Origin of the sequence: Kineococcus rhizosphaerae (assembly GCF_003002055.1) — a bacterium.
GTDB classification, from domain to species: Bacteria; Actinomycetota; Actinomycetes; order Actinomycetales; family Kineococcaceae; genus Kineococcus; species Kineococcus rhizosphaerae.
Genome location: NZ_PVZF01000031.1, coordinates 1 through 10,135, shown reverse-complemented (window position 1 = coordinate 10,135; position 10,135 = coordinate 1). Strand labels below are relative to the sequence as shown.

Genomic DNA, 10,135 nt, shown 5'->3' with positions numbered 1-10,135 from the left:
GTACTCACGGGGGTAGGGCTTGGGCACAGCGACATCCTTCCAGGCTGCCCTGCGGGCAAGCCAGCTCGGTTGTCACCGATCAGTGCAGCAGACCCCTGAGGTGTTGCCGAGCTGCGCGACAGCGGTCGTGAAGCGTTCGTCGTCGGTGCGGGCCCGTTCACGGGCCGCGATGCTCTCGTCGCGACGTCTTGTGATGGCGTTGGTCTCGCGGGTCTCATCGATGCTTTGACGGGTCAGGCGGGCGTTGTGGCTGCTGACGATGACGCCGATGGCGGCGGCTGCCCCAGCCAGCAGGGCCCCGGCCAGCACCCCAAAGGGGGCTCGAGCCGAGCTGCGCGCGGCATCGAGGGCTTGGTTGTCGACACCGTCGTCGCCGGCCTTGCCTTGGCAGCCTGGTGTCAGCTCGCTGGTTGTCGTACCCGTGGTGCTTGTCGTACCCGTGGTGCTTGTCGTGCCGGTGGTGGTTGTTGTGCCGGTGGTGGACGTCGCACCGGTGGTGGACGTCGTGCTCGTAGTGGGCGCGGGGACGCAGAGGTAGTGACTAGGGCTGACGAGCCAGCGGGGAACTCCGAAGAGGAGAACGAAGGCCATCGCCAGTCCGACCAGGAGAATGACGACGATCTCTACCCACTCGCGCCTGCTCAGCCCCCCGGGGGCCTTCCCGGTCGAGTCCTGGCCGTCGTTGACCTTCGCTACCGCCACGCCGCCGATCTTGGCGCACTGCTGTCTCCAGATGAAGTGGAGCGGGCCCCCAGATCCGTCAGCAGTGACACCCAGCGACGACGGGCGATGTCACGCTCTGGCGTCAGAGCCTGCCGGCGCCCCGCCCAGAGGGGCGATGTCCCGGACGCCCCGACACCGGACTCAGGCCTCGACCAGGACACGCGTGCTCCAGTTTGAGCAGTCCACGACCTGCACACCGGCATCCACGAGCACGACCAATGCCCTGCCCCCGCCCATCACCGCAACATCACGCGGACGCTCACACGCCCGCTCCTCCAGAACGACCGCGTCGTCGTCGAACCGGCCAGCGACGCCTGCCCTTGCCAGGTCTCGCGGATCGTCACCCAGGTCCCGCTCACTGAATCGTGCGCCAGGGGGCGCAGGTGATCGCCCACCCCACGCGCTCACGACCGTCGGTATCGAGGATGCGCAAGAACCCGTTGTCCTCAATGGCCAGGTGCTCTCCGTCGCTCGCCGCGAACCAGACCGGACCCAATCCCGTCGCGATCCGGGACCCCACCGGCTCCAGCGAACGATCCAATAGACGACACCACCAGCCGCCGACCACCAGTGAGCGTCCATCGTGAGGGGAATCAGCTTCAACACCCCACGCAGGACACGCACCTCCTGCCCGGAGACTGCTTCCAGCACTCGGGTGGCCCGACGGCCGTAGGTGACGACGACCCGACCATCGGGCAGGGCTGTCACGGCGTTCACGTTCGTGCGGCTGCGGTCCTGCCACAGCTGCTGACCGGACAGGTCGTAGCCGCACACCCCGTGACGCTCCCAGGCGCTGGCGACCACCACAGGGCACTCACCGGGTACCAGCACCCCCCGCCAGCCTCCAATGTCCCAGACGGTCTCGAACGTGGCGCAGCGCTCACCACGGGGCGCATCACGTCTCAGTGACCACACGTCCACGACCCCTTGAGGCTGGGCGGTGACCAGGAGGTCCTCCTCCCACGGCGGCGTGGCCACGTGGCGTAGGTCGATCGTCAGGCAGCACCTTCCTTCAGGCGGTCGAGCATCACGCCCGCGACTGTGCCCGACGCCTCCGACAGCACCCTGCTAGCAGCGCCGATCCTGCCGGGTGGCCACCTGAAGATGGTGAACAGGCTCCGGGTGGTGTGGAAGGCGGTGCACCGTCACGGTGACGGCCCTGAGCCCTCGACGACTGTGCACGTGAAAACCGACCCCGCGCTGAGGCGATCGAGCAGCTACGAGCGCAGCTGCCCACGGGGCACGTCATCCCCTTCGTGAGGGAAGCAGATCGAGGCGCCGCCGAGTCGAACCAGCCGACGTGGGCCCTGGCGGCGCGCAGCTCACCAGCAGCATGATGAACGGCCAGTAAGCGCTGCGACGCTTGACCCCTAACGACTGCAGACCCCGCCCCGGCAACGACGGGCGCGTGGTACACCTAGCTAGGCCGAGCTCTCGAGGCCGCCAGTGGCGTCGTACGCGGCGGCTGGGGTGCGGTCAGCATGGGCCGGCCCTTGGTGCACATCCCACGCGCACCGGGGCCGCACGCGGGTCAGGCCTTGCGGGTCGGGTTCTTGCGTTCCGTCTCGGCGGGGTGCTTGCGCTCCGTCTCCGCGGACGGGTCACCGCGCTGACCGGGGCCTCAGCGTGCGGGGTAGGGAGCTAGTGCGCGCCTACGAGGGAGGCCAGACCTGCCTCGATCGCGTCCACTTCAGCATCGAGACGGCTCCACGCGCTCGTGCGCAACGCGATGATCAGCAGTAGCGGCACCGCCACGGCCAGCCCGGTGAGGACGAAACCCACTGCTGGCACCGGCGTGCCGAGGGCCGCCAACCACAACGCCACCGAGACGGCCAGGACGGCCACTGCCGTGGCGAGCGTCAGTGCTAGCGGCTGCGCAGCGCGGGTATCGCCGCCGGCTGTGCCCTGCAGGACCGCCAGCAGCGACCACAGCAGGCCGCACATAGTGGTCGCGACGGCCTGAGCGCGGCGCGCCCAGACCATGCGCACACCTCCCCACATCGACGCGAACATCGACGCCGACGCCGAGGCGACCAGGGCACGGACCGAGCTCCAGCCGCCCCAGAAGCCGGCCGCGACTTCGGCCCGCGCTGCGGCCCCTGCACGAGCACTCCGCTTCAGGGACGACCCGACGTACGACCCTGGGTACGGTTCGGTCGCCGCGGGCCAGTCAGCGTCACGACTCTCACGCACCGAAGGGCGCTCGCAGTCGGGATGCAGCATGTCTCTCCTGATGTCAGGCGCTCTAGGCTTGGACGCGTCGTGCTAGCTAGATCGATGGGCGATACCACTCACTAATGACTGGCGGGGGTTGTGGCTTGACTGACGGGCAAGAATGACCTGCTCGATCTTCACTCGTATCGGGTCAGTGCGGGCGGAGCCTCCTGCTGCGGGTGGTTCAACGAGACGTCGAGGTCATCGTGCAACGCCAGGCCCGGCCCGCGCCAGAGGGCGGATGAATCCAGCGTCTCGGGCAGGCGCAGGCCTGGTGTCCTGACCTTCAGTGTCGGTGCCCGCCGCTAGCGTGCGCTCGTGAGCACCCTCGACCCTTTCGTGGCTCGCCGCCTGGCGACGATCCAGCTGCTGCTCGACCGGGCCGTCGAGGCGTCGCGGCAGAGCGGCCCGCTCGGCGTCGACGCCGTCAGCCGCCTCCACGACGTTATCGAGATGTGGCTCGCCCTGGCGGCGCGCGTCCAGGGGACCAAGATCGGCGGGACCTTCGACGACTACTGGAACAGCCTGACGGCGAAGCTCGGCCGTCCGCTAACGCACCGCGTGCGCGCGCAGACGCTCAACAAGGTCCGGGTCAACTACAAGCACTACGGCGTCGAGCCCTCGGCGAACGAGATCGCCGACATGGCCACGTTCGCGCGAGCACTGCTGGAGGACGAGACGCCGGCGCTCTTCGGCGTCGCGCTCGCGGACGTCTCGCTGGCGGACTTCGTCACCAGCGAGCGGGCGCGCGGGATGCTCGATGCTGCGGCGACGAAGTGGGCCGCGGCGGAAGTCGTCGAGGCGTTCGCTGACCTGCATGAGTCCTTCGACGCGGTCGTCTCCGACTACAAGAAGTCCAAGATCACGGGCTACAGCCGCAGCGTCTTCGACTTCATCCCGGACCTGACCACCTTCCACGACGACCGCGAGAACCGGAAGGTAAAGGAGGCGATCGTCACCGTTGAGCGCATCGCGCTGCTCTCCGGGCTGGGCATCGACCTGCGGCGTTACGGGCGCTTTCGATCGTTGGTGCCGGCGTACACGAAGACGATCGGCGGGGGTCGCTACGTGCAGGGTCGCGACGTTGAGCGCTCACAGGTCGACTACGACTTCTGCCGGGACTTCATTATCACGGCGGCCATCCACCTCAGCGAAGAGGACTATGCCTTCGACCACTGGAGGGTCTGCTGCACTGATCGGTGACAACCGAGCTGGCTTGCCCGCAGGGCAGCCTGGAAGGATGTCGCTGTGCCCAAGCCCTACCCCCGTGAGTACCGAGACGACGTCGTGCGCGTCGCCCGGGACCGCGATCCCGGCGTGACCCTGGAGCAGATCGCCGCCGACTTCGGCATCCACGTCATGACCTTGTCGAAGTGGATGCGCCTGGCCGACGTCGACGCCGGCGTCAAGGCCGGGAGCACCACCACCGACAACGCCGAGCTGCGCGAGGCGCGCCGGCGGATCAAGCTGCTGGAGCAGGAGAACGAGGTGTTGCGCCGGGCGGCGGCCTACCTGTCGCAGGCCAACCTGCCCGGCGGCTCGGGAAAAGGATCTTCCCGCTCGTGAGCGAGCTGGCCGCCGAAGGCATCTCGGTGGTCCTCACGTGTCGGGTGCTGAGCATCGCTCGTCAGGTCTACTACCGCTGGCTGGCCGAGCCGGTCACCGATGCTGAGCTGGAGCAGGCGTACCGCGCCAACGCCCTGCACGATGCTCACCGCGAGGACCCGGAGTTCGGCTACCGCTACCTGCACGAGGAAGCCGCGCGGGCCGGGCAGCCCATGTCGGCCCGGACCGCGTGGCGGATCTGCTCGGACAACGGGTGGTGGAGCGCATTCGCCAAGCGGCGCAGCAAGAACGGCAAGCGACCCGGCCCGCCGGTGCACGACGATCTGGTGCGACGCAACTTCACCGCCACCCGGGCTAACCAGGTGTGGTTGACCGACATCACCGAGCACCCCACGGCCGAAGGCAAGCTGTACCTCTGCGCCATCAAGGACGTGTTCTCCCGCCGCATCGTCGGGTACTCCATCGACTCGCGGATGACGTCTCGCCTGGCCGTCCGCGCCCTGGCCAATGCCGTTGCGCGGCGGCGGGTTGACGGGGCTGACGTCGCCGGCTGCACGCTACATTCGGATCGTGGATCGCAATTTCGATCGCGGAGATTCGTCCACGCCCTGAGCCGTCACGGCCTCGTCGGGTCGATGGGCCGCGTCGGCGCCGCTGGGGACAACGCGGCCATGGAGAGCTTTTTCGGGCTGCTGCAGAACAACGTCCTGGACCGTCGGTCCTGGGACAGTCGCGAGGAGCTGCGGATCGCGATCGTGACCTGGATCGAGCGGACCTACCACCGCCGCCGCAGGCAAAGCGGTCTGGGCCGATTGACCCCCATCGAGTACGAGACCATCATGACCACATCGGTCGCCCTGACCGCGTGACGTAGCTGTCACCGATCAGTGCAGCAGACCCGGACGCCGTACTGGCAGGAGCGCGAACGGGCGCTCGAGCAAAGCCAGACGGAAGTTGCAGCCCCAGCGAACATGTCTGACGACGGTGAACCAATCGGCTCTGCGATGGAAAAACGTACAGAGGACGACCCGACTGCAACTGACTATGGCAGGGTCGACGACTCTCGCGATTTATAGGCGCAGCACCGTCCACGGCGATGCTGGCGGGGTTGGCTGCGGCCAGGATGCGCACGGAGTCGGGCAGGTGCAGGTCGCCCACGGTGCGGTCGAGGATGACGCCGAGCATGGCCTTGCGGACGTGGGCGGGGACGGTGGTGACCTCATCCAGCAGCAGGTGTGTGCTCTCACCGCTGGCCAGGCGCTTAGCCCACGCGGGAGCTTCCAGGGTCACGCCGTCGGGGCCGACGACGGGCAGGCCGTTGAAGTCGCTGGCCTCGCGCAGGGAGCCCAGGACGACCTCGCAGCGTCCGCCGTCGGCGGCGGCGAGGGTCTGCGCCAGGGAGGACTTGCCCACACCGGGGTCGCCCATCAGCAGCGGCGTCACGTGCGAGCGCATCGCGGCGGTGATCACGCGCAGCAAGGTCACGTCGGCGGTCATGGTTCCTCCAAGGTTCGGCGGGAGTTGCGGGGCGGTCGCTGTCCGTCCCTGCTGACTAAAATACTAACGGTCGCACTGCGATACAGCAAGCGGTTCGCGCTCCCTACTTGCCGACTCGCAACCGGCGCTCGCGAGCCCCGTGAGGCGCAAGGTCGCGACCGATCCACCGGACGGCTATCGCGTCGCGTGACGGCCGCGCGGCTGGCCGGCGCGCTGACATCTTCGACGGTCTGTGCCTCAGTAGGTGGCGAGGCAGACGCTGTCGTACTGACCGACCAGCGCGTGGGCAGCCCAACGCTGACCGCACTGCACACACGTAGCGCCGCGTCCGTCCTCGCTGACAGCGTGCGAGTGAGTAACGATCCGGCCCACGATGTCGTCCAGGCGCTCGCGAAGGCGGATGGTCTCCGCCGGCGCCGGCGAGGTGCCCGTTGCGTTCAGGGCCTCACGCGCCTCGAGGTGGTGAGCGCGCAGCTGGGTCATGGTCTGGGTCGCGTCCATCGTGTTTCTCCTGGTCCTCTTCGACGGCGTCTGCGGTTCCGGCGGTCCGGGCGGTAGGCGGGGCTGGGCGTGCTCACGCTCGGGGCGAGGCCTGGGGGCGCTGTCCCGGTCAGCCCGGTCAGCCCGGTCAAGCCCGCCCGGACCTTGTCAGGGTCGGGTCAGCTTCTCGGTGGGCAGGACGGTGGTGTCGCCGCACGCCCTGATGACGCGGGTCATCGACCGGGAGTCGATCGGCTCGCGAATCTCGCGACGGGTGCACGGGCTGTCGAACGGGTGCTGAGGCCAGTGGTGGCTGAATGCGTGGCAGTCGCAGTGCTCGATGCGGACGAGGCGGGTAGGGGTCTCGAACGTCTGATCGGGATGGGCGACGACGGCCTCACCGGTCGTGGTCCAGGTCAGCATCTGCTCGGCCGGGGTGCTGGCGTAGACGCTGGCCATCTCCGCTTCGTGGCGCCGGATCTGCGCACCGGCGGAACGAGGCCGGTCGGAACGGGGCGTGCTGGCCATCGGAGCTCTCCCTCGCAACTGCGGGGCGGTCGCTTCCGTCCCCGTCTGAATAAACACTAACACTCTCACTTTAGTAGAGCAAGATGCGAGCGCCGGCGTGAGGCGTGGGATGGGTCGGCATCGGTCGACGCATCTGCCCTTAGCCGGTCGCCGGAGGTCAGCGTTCTGTCCAGGCCTGCTCGGGACGGGAGGGATTGTCGCGGTCATAGAGGTCGGCGCGCGTGGGCCACCAGCCGTGGCCTTCGTATTCGCCGACGCCGAGCTCCTCCAGGGACCCGGGGCGTGGTCGGCTCATGGTTCTCTCCCGTGGTGTCGAAGTGGCGTGGAGGTGGCGACGCGAACCAGTTCGCCGGCCAGGGCGTGCGGCTCTGGGTGGGCGGACCCGGCCGGCCGTTACCGGGCCACGGTGAAGGTGAACCCGGGGCGGCCCCACGTGGGGGTGCTCGCGACTGCGGCGAAGTCGCCCTCGACGTCCAGGCCGCGATCGGCCAGAACCTTGCGGACCTCATCGTGGGTGGCGAATCCGTCGAAGTCGCATCCCCATACCCGCGCGGATCCGTCGGGGCCGGTGCCCACGACGACGCGCAGGTCGGTAGCGCTGGCGCCGTCGCAGACCCAGCCGGTGAGCTCGGTCAGCGTGGTGAGGGGCAGCGTGCTCATGGGGACCTCCCCTGGATCGTCGTGGCGAGCGCCGGGGTGGCGAGCGCCGGGGTGGCGAGCGCCGGGGTGGCGGCGGCTTCCAGTCAGGGGCGGGGCTTGCCTGCCTGTAGGCGCGTGCGCCTGCGACGCGCTGCCGGTGCAGGTCCTCGTCCCGGATCGACCATTCGGGGTCGAGTTCGGCCACGACCTCGCGGGGAGCCAGGGCGCGGTGAGCCACCGCCTGGGCCCAGTCCCAGCCCTCACGCTTCCAGTGGGCACGCTGGGCGGTCTTGGTCACGGTGTCCTCCTCGGGTGGGGCGGTCGCTGTCCGTCCCGTCTGAGATAAACACTAACACCCACACTGTATATCCGCAAGGGGGGCGGGTGAGGGTGGTGTGCGCCGCTGGCTGCTGCTGGCGTCCGGGGGTCGCGGGGTGCGGTGAGGGAACCGCGCGCGGTGAGGGAACCGCGTCGCGACCCCCGTGGGGTTGTGACGCATCCTGGGACGCGCTGGGACGCGCTGGAGCCCCTGGGGGCCGGCTGTGGGCTGGGTTGCCCCGACCCTCGGGGTGGATGCTCGCTCGAGGGCCGGGGTCGTGTGTGGGTGCTGCCCGCTGTGCGGGTCCCCGATCCGGTGTTCCGTGGGCCGGTGTTCTGTGAGCAGCCCGTCGGGGGTGGGTAGGGGGCTGCTGCCCCTACCCACCCCGGTGGCTCAGTGCTTGACCAGGCTCAGGCGCAGGGGCGCGGGGTGCAGCTGGGTGATGATGCGGGCGGGGACGTCGGTGTCCTCGCCGCTGTCGCGGTCGAAGCCGACGAGGACGGCGTCTCCGGCGATGTAGTCGCCGGGGAAGGTGGCGCGGATGTTGGCCTTCCACCAGGCGTCGGCGCGCTCGTTGCGGGGCAGGTCGAGCATCTTGCCTTCGTCGTTGATCCACAGGGTGAGGTCCGGCTGGTTGAGGGGGGCGTAGTCGATGTTGCCGTCGAGGAGGCGCTGCAGGTCGTGCAGGCCGTTGGTCTCGACGATGCGGACGGCGGCGTCGGTGTCGGCGGGGATGAGGATTGCTCGGCTCATGGGGTTCCTCCTGTGGTGGTGTGGGGCGGTCGCTGTCCGTCCCCGTCTGAAGTAAACACTAACACCCGCACCCGATGGGTGCAAGGGGGTGTGCGGGGTGGGTTCGCTCGCGGGGTGGGTTCGGGTGCGGGGTGCTGGCGGCTCGTGGTGCGCGTGGTCGGTGCGCGTGTGCTGGCGGCTGGTGCTGGCGCTCGCTGGTGTTGGTGGGTGGTGGTGCCCGGGGGTCGCGGGGTGCGGTGAGGGGGTCCGCGTGCGGTGAGGGAGCCGCGTGCGACCCCCCGGGGGTTGTGGGCCGTCCTGTGCCGTCCCGGCGGTGCTGGGCGGTCCTGGGCGGTCCTGGGGCGTCCTGGGGCCGGCGGTGGGGTGCTCGGCCGTGGCCGGGGCCGTGGCGGGGACTGGGTGGCGGGGACTGGGTGGCGGGGACTGGGTGGCGGGGACTGGGTGGCGGGGACTGGGTGGCGGGGACTGGGTGGCGGGGACTGGGTGGCGGGGGGCGGTGGCCCCGCCCCCTGTTGGGGGGCGGGGCTGGGGTGGGGGGTTAGTCCCAGTCGTTGTAGTCGTCGGGTTCGCTGTCGTCGCCGTCGCCGGGGGTGTGTTCGTTGGTGCGCTGGCAGGTGGGGCAGGTCCAGGTGGCGGTCAGGCCGAGGTCGTCGTAGGTGACGTCGGTGTCGTCGGCGTAGCCGCAGGCGGTGTTGGGGATTTCGTTGCCGTCGTCGTCGGTGAGGGGGAGTTCGCAGATGACGTAGGTGGTGGTGGTGGTGCTGTAGATGCCGGAGCCGATCCAGGCGGTGGGGCAGCCGGTGCCGCGGTGGGTGCTGCGAGTGGTGGTGGTGCGGGTGGTGGTGTTCATGGGGTGCCTCCCTCAAGGCTTGTGGTGGCGGGGCGGTCGCTGTCCGTCCCCGTCTGAGGTAAACACTAACACCCGCACCCGACGAGTGTCAACCCGTGGGGTGGGGGAGTTTCCGGGAGTTTCGTAGGCAGGGTGAGGGCGCCTCTGTCGGGGCTGCTGTTCGCTCGTGGGCTCAGGTGACGGCGCAGCCGGCACTCGGGTACCTGTCGGGCCTGCTGGGGCCTGTCAGCTCGTCTCAGGGCCCGCCAGGGCCTGCCCGGGCTTGCAGGCAGGAGACGGCGCAGCCGGTGCCGCAGCATCGGCGCAGCCGTTGCAGCGCAACCGATCCACCGCAACCCATCCGGCGCACCGGAGCGCAGCGACGGGGCACCCGCCCCGCCTGCCCTCGGAGCGCAGCGACGAGGGCGCCCCAGGGAATGCCATCCGCGCTACGGCTCGCGCCGACGACATTCTCGCGGCGGTGGCGCGCAGCGCCGCCGGGGTGCCGAGCGCAGCGAGGTACCGCCCGGGTCGCTTCAGCGACCCGCCCGGGGTGTGGCGCGCAGCGCCACACCACCCAGCGCCGG

At 69.7% G+C, this 10,135-nt stretch carries 10 protein-coding genes and 1 pseudogene; 2 read left to right on the top strand and 9 right to left on the bottom strand.

Translation table 11 applies throughout. The features are described from left to right. Positions 1 to 72 precede the first annotated feature (72 nt). From CLV37_RS26125 to CLV37_RS26120, 3 genes are all read right to left on the bottom strand, one after another. Positions 73 to 702 carry a hypothetical protein gene (locus tag CLV37_RS26125; protein ID WP_106215671.1) on the bottom strand — a complete coding sequence of 210 codons (630 nt, stop codon included), beginning with the start codon at positions 700 to 702 and terminating at the stop codon, positions 73 to 75. Between the two features lie 162 nt (positions 703 to 864). Further along, entirely contained in the window at positions 865 to 1,701 is an 837-nt protein-coding gene (locus CLV37_RS27240) for a hypothetical protein (RefSeq protein ID WP_146149612.1), read from the bottom strand. 663 nt (positions 1,702 to 2,364) lie between these two features. Continuing rightward, a complete protein-coding gene (locus tag CLV37_RS26120) occupies positions 2,365 to 2,946 on the bottom strand; it encodes a hypothetical protein (protein WP_106215670.1) in 582 nt (193 codons plus the stop codon). Between the two features lie 309 nt (positions 2,947 to 3,255). Between CLV37_RS26120 and CLV37_RS26115 the strand changes: the two genes are divergently transcribed. Both CLV37_RS26115 and CLV37_RS26110 read left to right on the top strand, forming a co-directional pair. Beyond that, positions 3,256 to 4,140 (top strand): hypothetical protein, encoded by an 885-nt coding sequence (locus CLV37_RS26115; protein ID WP_106215669.1) that lies wholly within the window; start codon positions 3,256 to 3,258, stop codon positions 4,138 to 4,140. Between the two features lie 45 nt (positions 4,141 to 4,185). Next, positions 4,186 to 5,372, top strand: a pseudogene (locus tag CLV37_RS26110) (IS3 family transposase). Here the strand turns inward: CLV37_RS26110 and CLV37_RS26105 are convergent. From CLV37_RS26105 to CLV37_RS26080, 6 genes are all read right to left on the bottom strand, one after another. Beyond that, a complete protein-coding gene (locus tag CLV37_RS26105; protein ID WP_211298973.1) occupies positions 5,341 to 6,000 on the bottom strand; it encodes an AAA family ATPase in 660 nt (219 codons plus the stop codon). The pseudogene CLV37_RS26110 and the gene CLV37_RS26105 sit on opposite strands and share 32 nt — an antisense overlap. A gap of 237 nt (positions 6,001 to 6,237) precedes the next feature. Beyond that, positions 6,238 to 6,501 carry a hypothetical protein gene (locus CLV37_RS26100; protein WP_106215668.1) on the bottom strand — a complete coding sequence of 88 codons (264 nt, stop codon included), beginning with the start codon at positions 6,499 to 6,501 and terminating at the stop codon, positions 6,238 to 6,240. 147 nt (positions 6,502 to 6,648) lie between these two features. Next, positions 6,649 to 7,008: a hypothetical protein gene (locus tag CLV37_RS26095; protein ID WP_170127520.1), complete on the bottom strand. Its 360-nt coding sequence runs from the start codon at positions 7,006 to 7,008 to the stop codon at positions 6,649 to 6,651. 393 nt (positions 7,009 to 7,401) lie between these two features. Next, positions 7,402 to 7,668: a hypothetical protein gene (locus CLV37_RS26090; RefSeq protein ID WP_106215666.1), complete on the bottom strand. Its 267-nt coding sequence runs from the start codon at positions 7,666 to 7,668 to the stop codon at positions 7,402 to 7,404. Positions 7,669 to 8,359: 691 nt separating this feature from the next. Beyond that, positions 8,360 to 8,719: a DUF3846 domain-containing protein gene (locus CLV37_RS26085; protein WP_106215665.1), complete on the bottom strand. Its 360-nt coding sequence runs from the start codon at positions 8,717 to 8,719 to the stop codon at positions 8,360 to 8,362. A 538-nt stretch (positions 8,720 to 9,257) separates the two neighbouring features. Beyond that, positions 9,258 to 9,569: a hypothetical protein gene (locus CLV37_RS26080; protein ID WP_106215664.1), complete on the bottom strand. Its 312-nt coding sequence runs from the start codon at positions 9,567 to 9,569 to the stop codon at positions 9,258 to 9,260. Between the last annotated feature and the right edge of the window lie 566 nt (positions 9,570 to 10,135).

Coding starts and splice junctions, on each gene's coding strand:
- CLV37_RS26120 (WP_106215670.1), bottom strand. CDS start 2,946: ATGCTGCATCCCGACTGCGAGCGCCCTTCGGTGCGTGAGAGTCGTGAC.
- CLV37_RS26105 (WP_211298973.1), bottom strand. CDS start 6,000: ATGACCGCCGACGTGACCTTGCTGCGCGTGATCACCGCCGCGATGCGC.
- CLV37_RS26100 (WP_106215668.1), bottom strand. CDS start 6,501: ATGGACGCGACCCAGACCATGACCCAGCTGCGCGCTCACCACCTCGAG.
- CLV37_RS26095 (WP_170127520.1), bottom strand. CDS start 7,008: ATGGCCAGCACGCCCCGTTCCGACCGGCCTCGTTCCGCCGGTGCGCAG.
- CLV37_RS26090 (WP_106215666.1), bottom strand. CDS start 7,668: ATGAGCACGCTGCCCCTCACCACGCTGACCGAGCTCACCGGCTGGGTC.
- CLV37_RS26085 (WP_106215665.1), bottom strand. CDS start 8,719: ATGAGCCGAGCAATCCTCATCCCCGCCGACACCGACGCCGCCGTCCGC.
- CLV37_RS26080 (WP_106215664.1), bottom strand. CDS start 9,569: ATGAACACCACCACCCGCACCACCACCACTCGCAGCACCCACCGCGGC.